The organism is Streptomyces sp. NPDC016640 (assembly GCF_043076215.1).
Classification (GTDB): Bacteria; Actinomycetota; Actinomycetes; order Streptomycetales; family Streptomycetaceae; genus Streptomyces.
In genome coordinates, this window is record NZ_JBIBRG010000004.1 from 326,489 (window position 1) to 347,462 (window position 20,974).

Genomic DNA, 20,974 nt, shown 5'->3' on the forward strand with positions numbered 1-20,974 from the left:
CGCGCCCTGTCACGAGCAGGTCGCCGCCCGTCACCGGCGCGCGGACGTCTCATCCTCGCATGCCGGGCCGCGGGCGGCGCCACCGGCAGTTCGTCGCGCGCATGTCATTGATGTCCCGTATGTTGCTTGCTTGTCACACGGATCGGGGAGATTACGTGACGAGGGGTGCGGGCCGCTCCGCCACGGGAGATCCTGGGTCAGCACCGACGGAGCCGACGGGGTGTCACGGGGGATGTGCAGGGCAGTGGAGAGCGCGCAGCAACGAGGTCCGGCCGAGGCGGCCGGGGGTCCGGGAACCCGGCCACCGCAGTCCGGTACCGCTCTGGAACTCCTGGTCCACGGAGTGGGCGGCACCACACCCGAGGAGATGCTCGACGATCCGCGCACGGTCCGGATCACCGGGGACGACATCGCCGCCGTCTTCCGCCGCGCCGACGACGCCGACGCGGAGCGGCAGCCCGCCCGGCGCCCGGAGGAGCCCGTCCCCGAGGCGTACGTGTGGTGCAACCTGACTTCCGGCAACGGCACCCGCGCCCTGTGGTTACTGCTGCTGCCCTTCATGGTCGTCAACCTCGCCCACTGGATGCGCCCCACCGCCCGGGGCCGCCGGCGCACGGTCCGGCTGTACGGGCTCCTGGTGCGGCTGGCCGGACTGAGCCTGACCGTGCTCCTCGTCGCGGCCGCCTGCGAGGTCGCCCTCGACCTGGCCGCCTGGCAGTGCGCGGGCACCCACGCGTGCGCCGAACGGCACTCCTGGCTCGGCTTCCTCTCGCCCGGCATCTCCGACGGCGGCTGGTGGAGCGCGCCGGGCCGCAGGCTCGCGCTCGCCGCCCTGGTGCCCACCGCCCTCACCGGCCTGCTGTGGTTCCTGTCGCTGCGCACCTGGAGCACGTACGAGTCCCAGCGGCCGATGGCCCACGACCCCGGGTCCGAGGAGGACGACGGCCACACCGCACTGGGCCGCCCCGGCTTCTGGTACGGCCGGCGCCTGGTCGCCCGGCTGCGCGCCGCCCACACCGCCGCCGGGCTGCTGACGGTCGCGGCGGCCGTCGGCTCCGCCGCCGCCCGCCACGACCGCGGGCCGGGAGGCCCGGCCGCCCTCGCCGTCCTCGGACTGCTCCTGGAAGTGGTGCTGGCCGCCGGGGCGTGCGCCGTGGTGGGGGTGGTCTGCCGCCGGGGCCGCACCGAAAGCCGGCCGGACGGCGAACTCGACCGGCGCCTGGTGCGGTACGTCCCCCTCTCCGCCCTCGTGCTGCTCGCGCTCACCCTGGTGTACGCCGGCTGGGAGCGCCCCGGCTGGGAGTCGGCGGGCCGGCTGCCGGGCGACGCCGCCTTCGGTGCCCTCGCCCTCGCGCAGGGCCTGCTGGTGGTCGTCCTCGCCGCGGTCGCCCACACCCTGCACCGCACCGACCCCGACCGGCGCGCCGCGATCCGGGGACTGGCGGGGCCCGCGGTCGCCATGCTCGCCTGCGCGCTGGGCGGCGTGATGTCCGGCGGTGTCTCCCAGCGGGTGTCCGACTGGCTGGACGGCACCGGGACCTCGATGCCCGGACCGCCGGTGCTGCTCACCTGGCAGGCGTCCGTGATCCCTCCGCTGCTGGTCCTGCTGCTGGTGACGTGCGGCTGGCTCGCCCGGCGCGCCGTGCGGATCGCGCGCGCCGAACGCGCCGCCGTGGAACGGGAGTACGCCGACGAGAGCGGCGACCCCGGCCGCACCCGCCGCATCGCCTCCGTACGCGCCATGGCCGCGCTCACCGACCGCGGACCGCGCATCCTCGCCGTCACCTCCACCGCGACCCTGCTGCTGGGCGCCGGCGCCCTCGCCGGCGCCCTGGCCACCGACGAGACACCCGGCGAGGCGGCCCGGGGCTCCTGGGCCGCCGTCCACGGCGCGGCCGAGACCGCGCAGGCGCTGGGCTCCTGGCTGGTCGGACTCGGCTTCGTCCTCCTCGTCACCTGGGGCCGCCGCGCCTACAAGGACGCCTCCGCGCGGCGCACCATAGGCATCCTGTGGGACGTGGGCACCTTCTGGCCGCGCGCCGCGCACCCCTTCGCGCCGCCCTGCTACGCCGAGCGCGCGGTGCCCGACCTGACGTGGCGGATCGCCACCTGGACCAGGGCCACCGGCGGGCGGCTGGTGATCTCCGGCCACTCACAGGGCAGCGTCCTCGCCGCCGCGACGGCCTGGCAGCTCCCGCCGTCCACCCGCAGGCGCGTCGCCCTGCTGACCTACGGCTCCCCGCTCGAGCGGCTCTACGGCCGCTGGTTCCCCGCCCACTTCGGGCCGGACGCGCTCAGCTCCCTGCACCGGGAGGTCGACTGCTGGCGCAACCTGTACCGGCTCACCGACCCCATCGGCGGACCGATGCGGCTGCCCGGCGACCGAGGCCCCGACGTGGACCGCCCCGCGCTCAGGGATCCCCTCGCCTACGGCCGCGACGAGGCCCATCCCCTGCCCGCACCGATCCTGGGCCACTCCGACTACCAGGCCGACCCGGCGTTCGCCGAGGAGCGCCGCCGGCTGCTCGCCCGTCTGCGACCGGAGGTGCCCGCGCCGCGGCACACGGACGAGCCCGGGGGCATCCCCTCCCGGGACAGCGACGGACCCTGACGGTTCTAGGGCAGCGCGGGCAGGTCCTCGGCGAAGAGGAGGGTCAGGTCGTCGGTGGTCGGCTCGTCGAGCTGGGCGACCCGGCTCGCGTGCCGCTCGACCATCGCCTCGAAGGTCTGCCGTGCGGTCCGCCCGTTGCCGAACGCCGGCCCCTTGGGTATCTCGGCGAAGTACGTCAGCACGGCCTCGTCGGCGCCCGGTGCCAGCCGGTACTCGTGCTCCTCGGCCTGCTGCCGCACGATCCGCAGCAGCTCCCCGGGGCCGTAGTCGCCGAAGGTGATGGTGCGTGAGAAACGGGACGCCACACCGGGGTTGACCGACAGGAACCGCTCCATCTCGGCGGTGTACCCGGCCACGATCACCACCACCGCGTCCCGCTGGTCCTCCATCAGCTTCACCAGGGTGTCGATGGCCTCCTTGCCGAAGTCGCGCCCGGCGTCCTCCGGGGAGAGCGCGTACGCCTCGTCGATGAACAGCACACCGCCGCGCGCCTTCTCGAACGCCTCCTGGGTGCGGATCGCCGTGGAGCCGATGTGCTCGCCGACCAGGTCGACCCGGGACACCTCGACCAGATGCCCCTGCTCCAGGACCCCGAGGGAGGCGAGGATCTCGCCGTACAGGCGGGCGACGGTGGTCTTGCCGGTGCCCGGGGAACCCGTGAACACCAGATGCCGCTTGACCGACGCCGCCTTCAGTCCCGCCTGCTGCCGCCGCCGGCCCACCTCGATCATGTCGGTGAGGGCGCGCACCTCGCGCTTGACGCTCTCCAGGCCCACCAGCGCGTCCAGTTCACCGAGCACGGCCGCGGAGGTGCGGGTTCCCCGCTCCGGGGCCGTGGCCGGGGCGGATGTCCGCTCGGTACCCGGGCCGGCGACCGTGCCCAGCGGACCGGCCGTGCGGCCCTCGGTCTGCACGGCCGGCTCCGGTGCCGCGGGCGACCGCAGGTCACCGCTCTCGTCGCTCGTGCAGTCCTCGACGACCGGGCCGCCCGAGCCGGACGCCCCGTCCGCGCCGCCCTCGGCGAACTCGTAACCACCGCGCGCGCAGCGCTCCGTACGGCACTTGCGCAGCGTCGTACGGCTGCCGTCGATCACGTGGAAGCCGTAGCCGCCGCTGCCGGTGACCCGGCAGTTGTGGAAGGTGCCGCGCCCGCCGGCCGAGACGTAGACCCCCGCCTCGGCCGGCGATTCGATCGTGCAGCGCTCGACGGTCGGGTCGGCGCCCTTGGTGACGATCACGCCCGTCTGCACGCCGCCCAGGGTGCAGTTGTCGAGCGTTCCGCCACTGCCGTGGTCACGGAACCAGGCGCCCGTCGCCGCCTCCCGGATGCGGCAGTCGTCGAGCTGCGCGGTGGCCCCGTCGCTCACCGACACGGCCGTGTTGCGCACCTGCGACAGATCGCTGTCGACGACGTCCGCGCGCGAGCCGCGGTCGAGGACGAACAGGGCGTCCGGCACGTCGTGCACCCGGCAGGAGTCCAGGACGGCGGTGGCGCCGTCGCTCACCCACACCGCCGGATAGTCGCCGGTGCTGTCGGAGATCTCGCACTGGTTGGCGTCCACCCGCGTACCCGGGTCCCAGACCGACAGACCGTTGCGGCCGAAGCGCCGCACACTGGTGCGGGTCAGGGTGAGCACCGAGCGGGACCGCAGGTCGACCGCGTTCTCCGGGATGTCGTGGATCCGGCAGTCGGCCAGCGTCAGCACCGCGTCCGTGTCGAGCGTGACCCCGTCCCCGGTCGTCCGGTGCACCTCGCAGTCGGTGAGGTGCGCGGTGGCGCGGGCGGTCACCTGGACGCCGCTGCCCCGTACCTCGTAGACCTCGCAGCCGACCGCCTCCAGCGCCGAGTTCTCCCCGGTCGCGGTCAGTCCCGAGCCGGAGGCGTGGTGCACCCGGCAGCGCTCGAGCCGGGGATGGGCACCGCCGCGCACCGCGACCCCCGCCTGCCCCGCGGCGACCACCTCGCACTCCTCGAACACCCCGCCCCCGCCGTCGACCACGGCGATGCCCACGCCCGCCGGATTGTCGACCGTGCAACGGCGCACCGTGGGCCGCGCGCCGCCGCGCACCTCGATGCCGGACGCGGACCGGGTGACCACGCGGACGTCACGCAATTCCGGGGTGCCCTCCTCGACCAGCACGGCCGGGACGGTGGTGTCCTGGCCCTCGACGTGCAGGTCCTGCACCACCGCCGAGGCGCGCACGGTCAGCGGGACGCCGTCCACGGGCGCTATGCGCACCGATCCGGGTGCGCCCTCGGCGCCGCGCAGGGTCACCGCCCGCTGCAGGACGAGGTTCTCCCGGTAGGTGCCGGGAGCGACGGTGAGGACGTCGCCTTCGGCCGCGGCCTCCAGGGCGGCGGCGAGCGATGCGTACTCACCCGTGCGGCGCCGCCACCTCGACGTGCCGGTGTGCGTCACCTGGACCGTGCCCTGTGCCATGGCGTAGCTGTGCCCCCACCTCGTCGTACTGTGGCTCGTTCGTGCTCGTGCCGCCGCCGATCGGTTCGGCCGCACCACCGTAGCGTGCGCGCGGGCCCCCGGTTGACCAGAGCCGGAACCAGGTCGGCCGCCGGTGCCGGTCCCGTCCCGGTCCGGGCCCGCCTCGTCCGGCACCCGGTCCCGACGGGCGTACCGGCGGCGGTCCATGTGCCGAAGCGGTCCCCGGGGCGCGGCTCCCCGGGACGCGTCGGCGCCGGCCCGCTCCGCTCGGTGCCGTCCGGCTCCCATGGACCCCTCGCGAGCGGCCGGCGCGCGGCCGCGGGCACCGGTTCCCGGGCGCGGTCGGGAACCGGTCAGACCGTCATGCCGACGGGATCGCCCACCCGGATCGTGCCGGTGGACAGCGGGACCAGGTTCTGCCCGAAGAGGAGCTTGCCGCCGGTGCGCTGATGCTTGGCCAGGGTGTGCAGCGGCTCCCTGCCGCGCCGCGCGGTGTCCTGGTCGGTGGTGGTCACCACGCACCGTGCGCACTGCTTGGCGACGCGGAAGGCGACTTCACCTATGGTGATCCGCCTCCACAGCTCCTCCTCCCAGGGAGCCGTGCCCTCGACGACCACGTTCGGCCGGAAACGGTTCATCGGCAGCGGGCCCTCGTCCGGGTGTCCGCCCTCCGCGATCAGTGAGTTGAGGTGGCCGAGCGAAGCGGTCGTGGTGAGCAGCAGCGGATAGCCGTCGGCGAAGGAGACCGTCTCGCCCGGCAGCGCGTAGTCGGGGTCGACCGGCCGTCGGGTGGCCGGGTCGTCCAGGTGCACGAGGCGCACACCGGTGCCGAGGAAGGCGCTGCACCAGGCGTGCACGGCCGCGTCCTCGGCCGGGACCACCTCGACCTCGGTGCCGAAGAGGTCCACCGGGACCGTCCCGCCGGACACCGGAACGGCCACCGTCACCGGCGCCGCCCCGGGCGCGGACAGCCGGACGCCGCCGCCGGGCAGCAACTCGGCGCCGGCCAGGGCCAGTCGCGGGTGACGACGCTGTGTGACGACCTTTCCCCCGTCGTCGACGAGCATCCAGCGCCGGTCCCCGGCCGGACCCCAGGGCTCCACGACGACCTCCCGGAGCGGCAGGCTCCGGAACGCCTTGACCGGATGGATGTGGATCGAGTGCACACGGGCGTTCCCCATGGGGCCATCGTGCCATCCGGCACCGACAGCCCCGGGTCGGCTCAGTACCCGCGGTACTGCTGGTTGCTGTACGGCTCCTGGTAAGGAGTGGGAACCGGCCGGGGGGCCGCGGGGCGCATCGCCTCGTAGCCGACGGGCTGGGCCGGCCGCGGCGGCTGCGGGCCGGGGTAACCGCGCGGCGCGGTGGCCTGCTGCGGGATGTACGGCGCGGGCGCCTGCTGGAACGGGGCGGGCGCCTGCTGGAACGCGGGCTGCGGTGCCTGCGGGTAGCCGTACACCTGCTGGGACGGGGCCGCCGGGAGGGCGGGCAATGCCGAGGGGAGCGCGGGCAGGTGACTGGCCGGCGTCTCGTAGGCGGCGGGGACCCGGATCGGGGCGATCTGCGGGGTGCCCCGCTCGGCCACGAGCGAGTCGTAGATCGGGGTGTCCGGGAAGGAGGCGGAGTAGTAGCCGCCGCCATAGCTGGAGCGGGGGGAGGTCATGGCATATAAGTTAAGCCCACGATGTGTTGGTTGGGGAGACCGATAAGAGGGTTGTTTTCCGTGCCCGCCGTGACCGGGGTTCCCCAATACGAGTGAATGTGGGCGAAGAGGGCAATTCGTCAGGGGTAATTCGTGTAAAGGGCGAGTTCCGGGCGGGTTACCGGCTGGTCGGCGGCCGGCAACCCGCGTACTCCCGTGGGAGTTCCGTACCCGGGGGATTAGGTTGTGCGGACGAGAACCGACGGATGCCGGGACCCTGCCCGGCGCGGCGACCCGTGATGGGGGCGGACATGTCGATGCCGAAAGGATCGAACACACCGGTGCCGAGTACGGCACTGCGGGCGGACGTGGGCTGGCGCTCCGGTCCCGGGGTCCCCGACGCGGACGCCTCGGCGCTCCTGCTGACCGGCGGGAGGGTCCGCTCCGACAGCGACTTCGTCTTCTACAACCAGCCCGCCCACTCCTCCGGCGCGGTCCGGCACGAGGGCAAACGGGACACCGGCGGCCGGGTCACCGACACCCTGCTCGTCGACCTCACGCGCGTGGAGCCCGGCATCGAGACCGTGCTCCTGGCCGCCTCCTGCGACGGCGGCGCCTTCGGACAGGTCCCGGAGCTGTACGTCGAGGTCAGGGACGCCGGTGACGGCACCGTGGCGGCCCGTTTCGACAGCGCGGGCGCCACCACCGAGACGGCGTTCGTCCTCGGCGAGTTCTACCGGCGCCAGGGCGCCTGGAAGTTCCGCGCCGTCGGCCAGGGCTACAGCAGCGGCCTCGAGGGCCTCGCCACCGACTACGGCATCACCGTGGACCGGCCGCAGCACACCACCCCGACCGCCCCGGCGGCCGCGGTCGCGCCCGTCGCCGCCCCGGTCACCGCGCCCCCGCCCCCCGCGGCCCCGCCGGCCGCCCCGCCGGTCCGGCTGACCAAGGTGACGCTCACCAAGGCGGCCCCCTCGGTCTCGCTGACCAAGCAGGGCGGCACCTCGGGCGCTCTGCACGTCAACCTCAACTGGCAGGTGCGCAAGCAGTTCTCGGGATGGGCCGGCAAGCTGGGCCGCCCGGTCGCCATGCACTCCGACCTCGACCTCGACCTGTGCGCCCTGTACGAGCTCACCGACGGCAGCAAGGGCGTCGTCCAGGCGCTCGGCAACGCCTTCGGGGCGCTGCACCAGCCCCCGTTCATCCACCTCGACGGCGACGACCGCACGGGTGCCGTGACGACCGGCGAGAACCTCACCGTCAGCCTCGACCACAAGCAGTTCTTCCGGCGCATCCTGGTCTTCGTCACCATCTACGAGGGCGCCCGCTCCTTCGCCGACCTGAACGCCACGGTCACCCTGCGGCCGCAGCACGGCGCACCGGTCGACTTCTCGCTCGACGAGTGCACCGTCCCCTCGACGGTGTGCGCGCTCGCCCTGATCACCAACACCGGCGGCGGCGAACTGGTCGTCCGGCGCGAGGCGCGCTACCTGGTCCCGGAACGGGGGGTGAGCCCGCAGCGCACCGTCGACCACGCCTACGGCTGGGGCATGAACTGGACCCCGGGCCGCAAGTGAGGACGGTCAGCCCTCCTCCGGCACGGCGCCGGGACGCGCGTAGGTGCGGCCCTTCCACGCCGCACCGTGCCCCCGGTGGTGCCGCACGGCCGAGTCCACCGTCATCAGGAGGTACAGCAACGCGGTGAACGGCAGCAGCGGAGCGAGCCACACCGGCTGCCGGTAGTAGCGGAGCATCGGCACGTACGTCCCCGCCATCACCAGCCAGGCCGCCGCACCCAGGCCACCCGTGACCGGGCTCCCCGCCACCGCGCCCGTGACCGCCGCGACGGGCGGCACCAGATACACCAGCACCAGCCCGGCGACCGTGCCGGCCAGCAGCGGCGGGCTGTGCCGCAGCTGCGCGTACGCGCTGCGCGAGACCATGCGCCACAGATCGCCCAGCCGCGGATACGGACGCACGCTGTCGACCCGGTCCGCCAGGCCCAGCCAGAGGCGTCCGCCGCCGCGCTTGACCGCGCGGGCGAGGGCCACGTCGTCGATGACGGCACCCCGGATCGCCTCCGGGACACGCGCCCGCTCGGCGGCCTCGGCGCGCAGCAGCACACAGCCGCCGGCCGCGGCGGCCGTCCGGGACCCCTCCCTGCCGATCCTGCGGAACGGGTACAGCTGCGCGAAGAAGTAGACGAAGGCCGGTACGACCAGTCGTTCCCAGCGGCTCTCCACCCGCAGCCGCGCCATCTGCGACACGACGTCGTACGTCCCGGCGCGCGCGGCCGCCACCAGCCGGCGCAGACTGTCCGGGGCGTGCGCGATGTCGGCGTCCGTCAGCAGCAGGTACTCGGGACCACGCGCGCGTGCCAGGCCGATGCCGTGGCGCACCGCCCACAGCTTGCCGGTCCAGCCGGGCGGCGGCTCGCCCGGGGAGCCCACGGTGAGCGGCAGCCCGCCGTGCCGGCGCGCGAGCTCGCGCGCCAGCGCCGCCGTGCCGTCCGTGCTGCCGTCGTCGACGAGGAAGACCTCGGCCCGGCCCGGATAGTCCTGGGCGAGCACCGACGGCAGGCTCGAGGGCAGCACGGACGCCTCGTCACGCGCGGGGACGACGACGCACACCGGCGGCCACTCCCGCGGCTCCCGCAGCGGCGGAAGCCGGACGTCCGTACGCCAGAACCAGCCCTGGCAGAGCAGCAGCCACGACCAGGCGGCGAGTGATCCGGCGGCACTCCACACAACGGCGCTCACGTGCCGCAGTCTGCCCCACGGGGCGGGCCCGAAGCGGCTCATCGTCTATCGTGGCCGGGTGAAGATCGCGCTCATGGACTCCGGAATCGGTCTGCTGGCGGCCACCGCCGCGGTACGGCGTCTCCGCCCCGACGCCGATCTCGTCCTCTCCCTCGACCCCGACGGGATGCCCTGGGGACCCAGGACACCGCGGGACCTCACCGAGCGCGCCCTCGCCGTCGCGAAGGCGGCGGCCGCACACCGCCCCGACGCGCTGATCGTCGGCTGCAACACCGCCACGGTGCACGCCCTCACCGCCCTGCGGGCCTGCCTCGAACCGGGACTGCCGGTCATCGGCACCGTCCCGGCGATCAAGCCGGCCGCGGCCGGCGGCGGACCGCTGGCGATCTGGGCCACACCGGCCACGACCGGCAGCCCCTACCAGCGCGACCTGATCGAGAACTTCGCCGACGGCGTGACCGTGGCCGAAGTGCCGTGCTGGGGGCTGGCCGAGGCCGTGGAGCGGGCGGACGAGACGGCGATCGACGCCGCGGTCGCCGCTGCCGCCGAACTCACCCCGGACGATGTCACGACCGTCGTCCTCGGCTGCACCCATTACGAACTGGTCGCCGAGCGCATCCGGGCCGCCGTGCAACGCCCAGGCCGCCCGCCGCTCGCCCTGCACGGCTCGGCCGGAGCGGTGGCCGCGCAGGCCCTGCGCCGCCTCGGCGGGCACCCCGCCCCCGAGGTGCCGGCGAGCGGCACCCTGACGGTGCTGCTGAGCGGACGGGAGGGCGCGCTGCCCGAGGCCGCGCTCACGTACGCGGAAGGCAGGCTGCTCCGGGAGGCCACTCCCGCCCGGACGGCGCAGTAACGCTTCGCCGCACGGGACCCGCCGCGCGCATCCTGAGTAGTCTCGACTGTATGAGGGACGACCGCCACGGCGCCCATGCCCCCTGCCCCGAGGTCTGGACCGGTCGCGCGACCAACCGCCTCCAGTGGTTGCTTTCGCTGATCGGCGCCGCCTGCATGGCGCTCGGCATCGCGCTGGCGGCCGGCTCCGCGTGGACGAACGGCGTCGCGCCCCTGGTCATGGCCGTCGTCGGATGCATCGCCGCCGGGCTGCTGGTCCTCTTCGGCACCCTCGCCTTCGTCCACGTCGCGCTGCGGGTCGACGAGGACCACCTGGAGGTGCGCTGCGGCCACATCGGCGTGCCGCGCCGCCGCATCCCGCTGTCGCACGTCGCCGGCGCGGAGTTCGCCCCGCACGTCACCCCGCGCCATTGGGGCGGCTGGGGTTACCGCTGGCGGCCCGAGAAGGGCACGGCGGTCGTCGTGCGCCGCGGCGAGGGCGTCGTCCTGCGCCTGTGGGACGGCCACACCTTCACGGTCACCGTGGACGACGCGGAGGCGGCGGTGCGCGTCATCCGCGACCGCCTCCGCCCCCGCGGGCCGGACGCGGAACACTGAGCCCCCCGCACGACCGTCCTGCCGGCCGCCAGGTCACGCGCCGTAGACTCCCGGAGTGACCGTCACCGCAACCTCCGTCGGCGAGTCGGACCCGATGCCGCCGCAGAGCGTGCCCACGGCGCGCGGCAGGCGGCTCGCGCGCCTCTTCCCGGCCGCCGCAGCCGCGCTCTCGGGCCTGCTCCTCTACGTCAGCTTCCCGCCGCGCACCCTGTGGTGGCTGGCCCTGCCCGCCTTCGCCGTCTTCGGCTGGGTGCTGCGCGGCCGGAGCTGGAGGGCGGGACTCGGTCTGGGCTATCTCTTCGGCCTCGGCTTCCTGCTGCCCCTGCTGGTGTGGACCGGTGTGGAGGTCGGCCCCGGGCCGTGGATCGCCCTCGTGGTGATCGAGGCGGCCTTCGTCGCGCTGGCCGGCGCCGGTGCGGCCGCGGTGTCGAAGCTGCCCGGGTCGCCGGTGTGGGCGGCGGCGCTGTGGATCGCCGGCGAGGCGGCACGCGCCCGCGTGCCGTTCAGCGGCTTCCCCTGGGGCAAGACCGCGTTCGGTCAGGCGGACGGTGTCTTCCTGCCGCTCGCCGCGCTCGGTGGCACCCCGGTGCTCGGTTTCGCCGTCGTGCTGTGCGGCTTCGGCCTCCACGAGATCGCGCGGACAGTTGTGCGGGCCCGCCGCGCCGAAACCGTGCGGTGGGCCGCGGCGGCCGTCGGTGTGCTGAGCGTCGCCGTCCCGCTGGTGGCGGCCTTCGCGGCCCGGACGCTGGTCGGTGACAAGGCCGAGACGGGCACCGTGACCGTCGCGGTCGTCCAGGGCAACGTGCCTCGCCTGGGTCTCGACTTCAACGCGCAGCGGCGCGCCGTCCTCGACCACCACGCGCGCGAGACGGAGCGGCTGGCCGCCGAGGTCGCGGCCGGCACGGCCGAGCGGCCGGACATCGTGCTGTGGCCGGAGAACTCCTCCGACATCGACCCCTTCACCAACGACGACGCGCGCGCCGTCATCGACAAGGCGGCCAAGGCCATCGGCGCGCCGATCTCGGTCGGCGGCGTGGTCGCCAGGGACGGCAGGCTGCTCAACGAGCAGATCCTGTGGGACCCGGCGAAGGGCCCCGTCGACACCTACGACAAACGGCAGATCCAGCCGTTCGGCGAGTACCTCCCGCTGCGCTCGCTCGTGGGGGCGGTCAACGACGACTGGACGTCGATGGTCCGCCAGGACTTCAGCCGGGGCGGCGAGCCCGGCGTGTTCCGCATGAACGGCGCCGAGGTCGGCCTGGTCACCTGCTACGAGGCCGCCTTCGACTGGGCGGTGCGCGACACGGTCACCGCCGGCGCGCAGCTCATCTCGGTGCCCAGCAACAACGCCACCTTCGGCCGCAGCGAGATGACCTACCAGCAGCTCGCCATGTCCCGGGTGCGCGCCGTGGAGCACGGCCGCGCCGTCACCGTGCCGGTGACCAGCGGGGTCAGCGCGGTCATCATGCCCGACGGGAGGATCACGCAGAGAACCGGCATGTTCGTCGCCGACTCGCTGGTGCAGGAGGTGCCGCTGCGCTCCTCGCGGACTCCCGCGACCCGCCTCGGAATCCTCCCGGAGACCGTCCTCGTCCTCGTCGCCGTGGGCGGTCTGGGCTGGGCCGTCGCCCGCGGGGTGCGCGGGCGACGTGCCGGTGACGTGTAGACGTACGCCGTCCCCGGTGCGGGCGAGCACCACGACGGGCCGGTTAGGGTCGGGGCATGGCTACTCCCGACTTCATCCGCACGCTGCGCGCCTCCGCCGGTCATCAGCTGTTGTGGCTGCCCGGGGTCACCGCCCTCGTCTTCGACGACGAGGGCCGGGTACTGCTGCACCGGCGGTCCGACACCCGCGGGTGGTCGGTGATCGGAGGCATCCCGGAGCCGGGGGAGCAGCCCGCGGCCTGCGCCGTGCGGGAGGTCGAGGAGGAGACCGCGGTCCGCTGCGTCGTCGAGCGGGTCGTCTCGGTCCAGGCGCTGGCCCCGGTGACGTACGACAACGGTGACGTCTGCCAGTACATGGACATCACCCTCCACTGCCGTGCGGTCGGTGGTGAGGCCAGGGTCAACGACGACGAGTCGCTGGATGTGGGCTGGTTCGCCGTGGACGCACTGCCGGAGCTGAACGAGTTCGCGCGCTTCCAGATCAAGCAGGCCGTGTCGGACGCACCCACATGGTTCGACACCACTGGAAGTGGCTGGACTGTAGGGCTCGACCATATGGGGGAACCCAGGGGGGCTGCCTAGGGTCGACCCATGACCGCGCCCCCCGCCCTTCCGGCCCCCCGCACCCCCTCGCTCGACCTCGGTGGCCGCACCGCCCTCGTCACCGGCGCCGCCGGCGGCATCGGCCGCGCCTGCGCGCTGCGGCTCGCCGCGGCCGGGGCCGAGGTGAGAGCCGTCGACCGGGACGCCACGGGACTGGCGGCCCTCACCGAGGCGGCCCGGGAACTCGGCGGCACCGTCGAAGCGCACGTCCTCGACCTCACCGACCTGGACGCCGCCGAACTCGCCGCCGCCGGTACCGACGTGCTGGTCAACAACGCCGGACTCCAGCTGGTCCGGCCCATCGAGGAATTCCCGCCCGACGTCTTCCACACGGTGCTCACCGTGATGCTCGAGGCGCCCTTCCGGCTCATCCGCGGAGCCCTGCCCCACATGTACGGCCAGGGATGGGGCCGCATCGTCAATGTGTCCTCGGTCCATGGTCTGCGCGCCTCGGCCTATAAGTCCGCCTATGTGGCAGCCAAACACGGCCTCGAGGGGCTGTCCAAGACCACCGCTCTCGAAGGCGCACCCCACGGCGTCACGTCCAACTGTGTGAACCCCGCCTATGTGCGCACACCACTGGTCGAGCGGCAGATCGCCGACCAGGCCCGCGCGCACTCCATCCCCCGGGACCGCGTCCTGTCCGAGGTGCTTCTGCAGGACAGCGCCGTCAAGCGGCTCATCGAACCGCAGGAGGTCGCCGAAGCGGTGGCCTACCTGTGCGGTCCCCAGGCGTCGTTCATCACCGGCACCTCACTGGTCCTGGACGGCGGCTGGACCGCGCACTGAGGCATCGGCCGCCGACGGCCGGCCGTCGGCCGGGAGAGTTCTCCACAGGTCTGACGGGGAGGCCGGGGCATGAGGAATCCTGTGGGCATGTCCCGCGATCACCTGCGGTCCGCCGAGCGGAACGCCCCCGCCCCCGCCGGAGCGCCGGGCCGGGCCCCCTCCGGCGCCCGTCCCCGCTCCGGCAGTGCCGAGACGCCGTACCTGGAGCTGCTGGCCCGCGGCGCGTCCGCCGATGCCTACGAGCAGCCGGTGCTGCTCGCCCGCGCCGAAGGACTGCCCCCCGAGCGGATCGCCGCGCTCCAGCAGGCCCGGGCGCTCGCCCTGCGCGTGCGGGCGGAGCTGGAGGGACGCCGCCGCCGCGAGGCCGAGCTGTCCGCGCTCTTCGAGACCGCGCACGATCTCGCCGGGCTGCGCGACCTGGACGCCGTGCTCCAGGCGATCGTGCAGCGCGCCCGCTCGCTGCTCGGCACCGACGTCGCCTACCTCAGCCTCAACGACCCGGCCAGGGGCGACACCTACATGCGGGTCACCGAGGGCTCGGTCGCCGCCCGGTTCCAGCAACTGCGCCTGGGCATGGGCGAAGGGCTCGGCGGCCTGGTCGCCCAGACCGCCCGCCCCTACGTCACCGACGACTACTTCCGCGACGACCGCTTCCAGCACACCCGCACCATCGACGCCGGCGTGCGGGACGAAGGGCTCGTCGCCATCCTCGGGGTGCCCCTGATGCTCGGGCACCACGTCATCGGCGTCCTGTTCGCCGCGGACCGGCGGTCCAGGGTCTTCGAACGCGAACAGATCGCCCTGCTCGGCTCCTTCGCCGCCCTCGCGGCCGCCGCCATCGACACCGCCAACCTGCTCGCCGAAACCCGCTCGGCCCTCGCCGGCCTGGAGCACGCCAACGAGATCATCCAGGACCGCAGCGCCGTCATCGAACGCGCCTCGGACGTGCACGACCGGCTGGCCGAGCTGGTCCTGCGCGGCGGCGGAGTGCACGACGTGGCGGCCGCCGTCTCCCAGGTCCTGGACGGCACGGTGGAGTTCACCGAGGCCGCAGCGGCGCCCGCCCGGGCCCTGGAATCCTCGCGGGCGGAAGGCCACGCGGTACGGCACCGGGACGACTGGATCGCCGCCGTGGCCGCCGGCGGTGAGCTCCTCGGCGCACTCGTGCTGCGCGGCCACCCCGGCCTCGACCCCGTCGACCAGCGCACGCTGGAACGCGCGGCCATGGTCACCTCGTTGCTGCTGCTCGCCCGTCGCTCCGCCGCGGAGGCCGAACAGCGCGTCCGCGGCGAACTGCTCGACGACCTGCTCGACGCCCGCGACCGGGACCCGCGCCTGCTGCGCGAGCGAGCGGCCCGGCTGCGCGCCGACCTCGACGCCACCCACGCCGTACTCGCCGCCCGCCTGGAAGGCGGCACGGCCGACGCCGACGAGGAGGCCGATGCCCGCAGACGGCTGTGGGCCGCGGCCTCGCACCTCGCGGCCACCCGGCAGGGCCTCGCCGCCGCACGCGACGGCGGCACGGTCCTGCTGCTTCCCCTGCCCCCCGGGGACACCGCCACCGACCTGGCCCGCCGCACCGCCCGGCACCTGGGCGCGGCCGTCCACGAACCGGTCACCGTCGGCGCGTCCGCCCCGGTCGAACACCTCACCGCCCGGCCCGACACCGTGGCGGCGGCCTACACGGAGGCCCGGCGCTGCCTCGACGCCCTGCGGCTGCTGGGCCGCTCCGGTGACGGCTCGGCGGCCGAGGACTTCGGCTTCCTGGGGCTGCTGCTGGCCGGCGAGCGGGACATCGCCGGCTTCGTCGACCGCACCATCGGCCAGGTCGTGGCGTACGACGAACGACGCGGCACCGAACTGCTGCGCACCCTCGACGCCTACTTCTCCTGCGGCATGAGCCCCACCCGCACCAAGGACGAACTCCACGTCCACGTCAACACGGTCGCCCAGCGGCTGGAACGCGTCGGCCGCCTCCTCGGCGACGACTGGCAGAGCCCGGCCCGGGCCCTGGAGATCCAGCTCGCCCTGCACCTGCGCCGGTTGTCGGAGGGCACCTGGCCACCCCCGCGGACCTGACCCCCCGTACACGCGGGGCGTTCGGGGGGCCGGGGCCGTACCGGATCAGACCGTGCGCACGTCCTGCGCGGCGGGAGCCTCGGCCGCACCACCCGCGTCACCCGACGGGGCGACCTCCGCCAGGTCACGGTGGCGGGTCTCCTTGGCCGCCGCCACGGCGACGACCGTCAGCAGGCTCGCCGCGATGACGTACAGCGCGATCGGTGTCGAGCTGCCGTAGTCGGAGAGCAGCGCGGTGGCGATCAGCGGCGCCGGAGCGCCCGCCGCGACGGAGGCGAACTGGGCGCCGATGGAGGCACCGGAGTAGCGCATCCGGGTCGCGAACATCTCGGAGAAGAAGGCGGCCTGCGGCGCGTACATCGCCCCGTGCAGCACCAGGCCCACGGTCACCGCGAGGAGCAGGTTCCCGAAACCGCCGGTGTCGATGAGCGCGAAGAACGGGAACATCCACAGCCCCACGCCCACCGCGCCGATCAGATACACCGGACGCCGGCCCCACCGGTCGGACAGCGCACCCCAGGCCGGGATGGTGACGAAGTGGAACGCCGAGGCGATGAGCACGGCGTTGAGCGCGGTCTGTTTCGACACACCGGCCGAGGTGGTGGCGTACACGAGAATGAACGCGGTGATCACGTAGTAGCTGATGTTCTCCGCCATCCGCGCCCCCATCGCCACCAGCACGTCACGCCAGTGGTGCCGCAGAACCGCCACGACCGGCATCCGTTCGGCGCCGGCGTCCGACGTGCGGGCCTCGGCCTGCCGCAGAGCCTGCTTGAACACCGGCGACTCGTCGACGGACAGACGAATCCACAAACCGACGATCACCAGAACCCCGGACAGCAGGAACGGGATCCGCCAGCCCCACGACCCGAAGGCCGAGTCCGACAGCACGGCGGTCAGCAGCGACAGCACGCCGGTGGCCAGCAACTGTCCCGCCGGCGCGCCGGTCTGCGGCCACGAGGCCCAGAACCCGCGCCGCCGCGCGTCCCCGTGTTCGGACACCAGCAGCACGGCACCACCCCACTCGCCGCCCAGCGCGAAACCCTGCACCAGCCGCAGCACGGTGAGCAGCACGGGCGCGAGGCTGCCGATGGTGGCGTGCGTGGGCAGCAGCCCGATCGCGAACGTGGCCCCGCCCATCATCAACAGGCTCAGCACCAGCAGCTTCTTGCGCCCGAGCCGGTCCCCGTAGTGCCCGAAGACCAGAGCGCCCAGCGGCCGCGCGGCGAATCCGACGGCGTAGGTGAGGAACGACAGCAGCGTGCCGACGAGCGGGTCGGAGTCCGGGAAGAACAGCTCGTTGAAGACGAGCGCGGCGGCGGAGCCGTAGAGGAAGAAGTCGTACCACTCGATGGTGGTGCCGATGAGGGACGCGGCGACGATGCGCTTGAGGCTGTTCGGTGCTGGTGGAGCGGTTGCGGGCGACGACATCGGCACCACTTCCTGGGGTGTGACGGGGACGGTTGCGTGTCGCCATACCGTAGGAAGCAGCAGGTCAGAGACGTATGTGGTGGACCACCATAGTTCGGGGACGAGCTATGAGCGCTGTCCCCATGCGTGCTCGTCAAAGGGTGCTTCGGCGGCTCGGAAAGGCTGACTTCGCCACGTTGAACAGGGGCGCGGAGCGGCCCTCGATGTCCAGGGTGCCCATGCGGGAGATCACCGGAAGGATGCGGCGACTGCGCAGCTCGCGCCTTACGGGGATGCCGGTGCGGGTGGCCGTGGGCTTCCACCGGACGTACGAGGGCCCCGGCCGACGGGAGTCGGCCGGGGCCCGTGTTTCAGGACGCGGTGTTCACCGCTCCTCGTCGCACATGCCTTCCTCCAGCTCGTGGATGTCCCGGTCGCCGGATCCGACGCAGGTCCAGCGGTCCGGATCCCGGTACTCCCAGCTGGCGGGATCGGCGGTGCGGTTCGCGTCGTCCGAGGCGGATTCCGGCGTAGCGGTCGGAGAACTCGGCGGCCGCGGCACGGTAGCGGTCGGCGGCCGGGCCGCTGACCTTCTCGCCGGCGGCGAGGCGTTCGCCGGCCTCGGTGAGGGTCTCGGCCAAGGCCAGGCCCTTCTCGTAATCGAGGACTTCGAGCATGTCGGCCTTCGAGCGGCCTGATGGTGGAGTCGGGTATTGGAACTGCCCGAGTACCTGTCTGCTCCGCACCTTGTGTGCCTTGTGGTGGCTGGGTCTGCGCGTCTCAAGGGGAGTGAGCGTGGCAGGGCCCGGGAAAATCGGGTGCCGCGTGAAGGGCGGACCGCCAGGATGAGGATCATGACTGGTGAGACGCGCGTGGCGAGCCGGCAGGACGTGGGAGAGGCGGGGCGCCCGCTTGCCTTGGTCACGGGGGCGGGACGTTCGGCGGGGATCGCGGCGTCCGTGGTACTGAATCTGGCCCGGGCCGGTTGGGACGTGGCCTTCACGTACTGGACTCCGTATGACGCGCGGATGCAGTGGGGCATGGAGCCGGGTGCGCCCGAAGAGCTGCGGAAGAAGGCAGCGTTCCATGGGGCGAGAACGCTTGCGGTCGAGGCGGACCTGAGCGACCCGGCGGTGCCGGCTCAGCTCTTCGACAGCGTCGAGCGGGAGCTGGGGAACGTCACCGCGCTGGTGCTCTGCCACTGCGAGTCGGTCGACTCCGGCTTGCTGGACACCACGGTGGAGAGCTTCGACCGGCATTTCGCGGTCAACGCGCGGGCAACGTGGCTGCTGATCCGGGAGTACGGGCTGCGATTCCGCGGGCAGCACGGAAGCGGGCGGATCGTCAGCCTGACCAGCGACCACACCGCTGGCAACCTGCCCTATGGGGCGAGCAAGGGGGCAATGGACCGGATCACGCTGGCCGCCGCCCGCGAGCTCGCCCATCTGGGAGTGACCTGTAACGCGATCAATCCCGGGCCGACTGACACCGGGTGGATGACCGAAGAGCAAAAGGCGGACATGATCCGATTCACGCCCCTGGGACGCCTCGGTGTGCCGCAGGACTGCGCGAATCTGGTCACGTTCCTCTGCTCGGCAGAGGGCGGATGGATCAACGCCCAGCTTCTCCAGAGCAATGGCGGTCTAGGGTAGCCGAGCACATGAGGCAAGACTCACGGGATCTTCCGGCCGGCGGCGTCGGCGGCGTAGGCGGCCCAGTCCCCGGCCGATGCTTTCTGCCACTGGACGGCGACCTTGATGTGGACGCCGAGCATCCGGGCGAGGATCGCGGCGGGAAGCTCGGTCGCGAGGGTGAACAGCGAGAATTCCCACAGGGGGCGGCCGGCTGTCCAGCCTCCGTGGAAGGCGAACGCTGAGCGACGTCACACCGATCGAAGGGAACACGTTGCTGTGCATACGTACGACAACCCCGTGATCAGCGGGTTCCACCCCGATCCGAGCGTGTGCCGGGTCGGTGACGACTACTACCTGGTGTGTTCCAGCTTCGAGTACTTCCCCGGGCTGCCGCTCTTCCACAGCAAGGACCTCGTGCACTGGGAGCACATCGGCAACGTGCTCGACCGGCCCGGGCAACTGCCGCTGCCCCTCCCCGGCGCCAAGGCGTCCGGCGGCCTCTACGCCCCCACGATCCGCCACCACGACGGCCGTTACTGGGTCATCAACACCAATGTCGACGGCGGCGGCAACTTCGTCGTCTCGGCCGAGCAGCCCGAGGGGCCGTGGAGCGACCCGGTGTGGATCGGCCTGTCCGGGATCGACCCCGATCTGGCGTGGGAGGAGGACGGCACCTGCTGGTGCGCCTTCTCCGGACCTGAGGGCGGCATCGGCATGGCCAGGATCGACCCGGTCGGGGGTGAGGTGCTGGAGGGGCCCTTCGCCACGTGGTCGGGGAGCGGCCTCAAGTATCCCGAGGCACCGCACCTCTACCGCATCGGCGACTGGTGGTACCTGCTGATCGCGGAAGGCGGCACGGAACGTGGCCACAGCGTGTCCATCGCCCGCAGCCGTTCGCCGCGCGGCCCCTGGGAGGGCGCACCCGCCAACCCCCTGCTGTCCCACAGCGGTACCGCCCGCTCCATCCAGAACGTCGGCCACGCCGACCTGGTGGACGCTCCCGACGGCAGTTGGTGGATGGTGCTGCTCGGCGTCCGCCCCCGCGGCTTCACGCCCGACGTGCACGTGCTCGGCCGCGAGACGTTCCTGACCCCCGTGGAGTGGGACGAGGAGGGCTGGCCCGTCGTCGCGCCCGTTCCCGAGAGCCACGCGGCCCCGGGCGGTGCCTGGCACCCCGTTCCGGCCCTGCCCGCCCGCGACGACTTCGAGGACTCCGCTCTCGCGCCGCACTGGGTCTCGCCGTTCGCCCGCCCGGAGGGCTCCTGGTCGCTCACCGAGCGCCCTGGCCGGCTGGTCCTCAGAGCCACCGGCCCCACCCTCGACCGCCCCGGGTACACCTTCGTCGGCCGCCGCCAGCAGCACCACGACTGCCGCGTCACCGCTGCGGTCGACGCAGGTGCGGGACGCGGCGGCCTTTGCGTGCGCCTGGACGAGGCCCACCACTACGAACTGGAGGTCGGGAACGGGGAGGCCGGCGTCGTTGCCCGGATCGGTCCGCTGCGCCAGACCGTGGTCAGCCGACCGGTCCGGTCCGGGCCGCTGACCCTCACCGTCGCGATCCGGACGTCCGACCTCGTGCCCGCGTCGCCCGAACTCACCGACGGCGGGACCACGGGCCCCGACACCGTCGCCTTCTGGCTCGGCGATCCCGACGCCCCGGACGCCCGGCCGCTCGTCGAACTGGACGGGCGCTACCTGTCCACCGAGGTCGCCTGCGGCTTCACCGGCCGTGTGATCGGTATGTACGCCACCGAGGGCACGGTCGCCTTCGACTGGTTCGAGTACGTCCCGGCCCCGGCGCCCCCCGCTTGACGCTCGGCGTGCGGCCGCGTGCGACACCTGTGCCCGTGCGGCACCCGCACGGGCACAGGTGCCGCGAGGCCGTGCCCCGT

General features: G+C 73.5%; 16 protein-coding genes. 10 read left to right on the forward strand and 6 right to left on the reverse strand.

Annotation, left to right across the window (positions count from 1 at the left end; translation table 11 throughout):
- The first annotated feature begins 244 nt into the window (after nucleotides 1–244).
- Nucleotides 245–2,611, forward strand: a complete 2,367-nt coding sequence (locus tag ACF07S_RS11260) for a hypothetical protein (protein WP_391974112.1) — start codon at nucleotides 245–247, stop codon at nucleotides 2,609–2,611.
- Between the two features lie 5 nt (nucleotides 2,612–2,616).
- Here ACF07S_RS11260 and ACF07S_RS11265 read toward each other — a convergent pair whose 3' ends face one another.
- The 3 genes from ACF07S_RS11265 to ACF07S_RS11275 form a co-directional block, all read right to left on the reverse strand.
- Nucleotides 2,617–5,052: a right-handed parallel beta-helix repeat-containing protein gene (locus tag ACF07S_RS11265; protein WP_391964101.1), complete on the reverse strand. Its 2,436-nt coding sequence runs from the start codon at nucleotides 5,050–5,052 to the stop codon at nucleotides 2,617–2,619.
- 353 nt (nucleotides 5,053–5,405) lie between these two features.
- Nucleotides 5,406–6,233, reverse strand: coding sequence for an MOSC domain-containing protein (locus tag ACF07S_RS11270; protein WP_391974056.1), 828 nt, complete (start codon nucleotides 6,231–6,233; stop codon nucleotides 5,406–5,408).
- A 41-nt stretch (nucleotides 6,234–6,274) separates the two neighbouring features.
- Complete coding sequence (locus tag ACF07S_RS11275) at nucleotides 6,275–6,715, reverse strand: DUF6643 family protein (protein ID WP_391964099.1); 441 nt, start codon at nucleotides 6,713–6,715, stop codon at nucleotides 6,275–6,277.
- 296 nt (nucleotides 6,716–7,011) lie between these two features.
- Between ACF07S_RS11275 and ACF07S_RS11280 the strand changes: the two genes are divergently transcribed.
- On the forward strand, nucleotides 7,012–8,271 hold the full coding sequence (locus ACF07S_RS11280; RefSeq protein ID WP_391974113.1) for a TerD family protein: 1,260 nt from the start codon (nucleotides 7,012–7,014) through the stop codon (nucleotides 8,269–8,271).
- Between the two features lie 6 nt (nucleotides 8,272–8,277).
- Here the strand turns inward: ACF07S_RS11280 and ACF07S_RS11285 are convergent, their stop codons facing one another.
- Nucleotides 8,278–9,495, reverse strand: a complete 1,218-nt coding sequence (locus ACF07S_RS11285; protein WP_391974057.1) for a glycosyltransferase — start codon at nucleotides 9,493–9,495, stop codon at nucleotides 8,278–8,280.
- 16 nt (nucleotides 9,496–9,511) lie between these two features.
- On the opposite strand from ACF07S_RS11285, the gene ACF07S_RS11290 reads away from it, so the two are divergent.
- The 6 genes from ACF07S_RS11290 (at nucleotide 9,512) to ACF07S_RS11315 (ending at nucleotide 16,038) form a co-directional block, all read left to right on the forward strand.
- A complete protein-coding gene (locus ACF07S_RS11290; RefSeq protein WP_391964097.1) occupies nucleotides 9,512–10,306 on the forward strand; it encodes a glutamate racemase in 795 nt (264 codons plus the stop codon).
- A 50-nt stretch (nucleotides 10,307–10,356) separates the two neighbouring features.
- Nucleotides 10,357–10,902: a hypothetical protein gene (locus ACF07S_RS11295; protein WP_391964096.1), complete on the forward strand. Its 546-nt coding sequence runs from the start codon at nucleotides 10,357–10,359 to the stop codon at nucleotides 10,900–10,902.
- A gap of 55 nt (nucleotides 10,903–10,957) precedes the next feature.
- Nucleotides 10,958–12,568, forward strand: a complete 1,611-nt coding sequence (gene lnt / locus ACF07S_RS11300; protein ID WP_391974058.1) for an apolipoprotein N-acyltransferase — start codon at nucleotides 10,958–10,960, stop codon at nucleotides 12,566–12,568.
- 56 nt (nucleotides 12,569–12,624) lie between these two features.
- Nucleotides 12,625–13,149: an NUDIX domain-containing protein gene (locus ACF07S_RS11305; protein WP_391964094.1), complete on the forward strand. Its 525-nt coding sequence runs from the start codon at nucleotides 12,625–12,627 to the stop codon at nucleotides 13,147–13,149.
- Nucleotides 13,150–13,158: 9 nt separating this feature from the next.
- The gene (locus tag ACF07S_RS11310; protein WP_391964093.1) at nucleotides 13,159–13,959 is read left to right on the forward strand and encodes a 3-hydroxybutyrate dehydrogenase; all 801 of its coding nucleotides are present in this window, start codon (nucleotides 13,159–13,161) and stop codon (nucleotides 13,957–13,959) included.
- Nucleotides 13,960–14,046: 87 nt separating this feature from the next.
- Complete coding sequence (locus tag ACF07S_RS11315; RefSeq protein ID WP_391974059.1) at nucleotides 14,047–16,038, forward strand: helix-turn-helix domain-containing protein; 1,992 nt, start codon at nucleotides 14,047–14,049, stop codon at nucleotides 16,036–16,038.
- A 45-nt stretch (nucleotides 16,039–16,083) separates the two neighbouring features.
- On the opposite strand, the gene ACF07S_RS11320 is transcribed toward ACF07S_RS11315, so the two are convergent.
- Together ACF07S_RS11320 and ACF07S_RS11325 are read right to left on the reverse strand one after the other, a co-directional pair.
- Entirely contained in the window at nucleotides 16,084–17,469 is a 1,386-nt protein-coding gene (locus tag ACF07S_RS11320) for an MFS transporter (protein WP_391964091.1), read from the reverse strand.
- A gap of 350 nt (nucleotides 17,470–17,819) precedes the next feature.
- A complete protein-coding gene (locus ACF07S_RS11325) occupies nucleotides 17,820–18,125 on the reverse strand; it encodes a hypothetical protein (protein ID WP_391974060.1) in 306 nt (101 codons plus the stop codon).
- 177 nt (nucleotides 18,126–18,302) lie between these two features.
- Between ACF07S_RS11325 and ACF07S_RS11330 the strand changes: the two genes are divergently transcribed.
- Together ACF07S_RS11330 and ACF07S_RS11335 are read left to right on the forward strand one after the other, a co-directional pair.
- On the forward strand, nucleotides 18,303–19,100 hold the full coding sequence (locus ACF07S_RS11330) for an SDR family oxidoreductase (protein WP_391974061.1): 798 nt from the start codon (nucleotides 18,303–18,305) through the stop codon (nucleotides 19,098–19,100).
- Between the two features lie 258 nt (nucleotides 19,101–19,358).
- Nucleotides 19,359–20,894: a glycoside hydrolase family 43 protein gene (locus ACF07S_RS11335; protein ID WP_391964088.1), complete on the forward strand. Its 1,536-nt coding sequence runs from the start codon at nucleotides 19,359–19,361 to the stop codon at nucleotides 20,892–20,894.
- The last annotated feature ends 80 nt before the right edge of the window (nucleotides 20,895–20,974 follow it).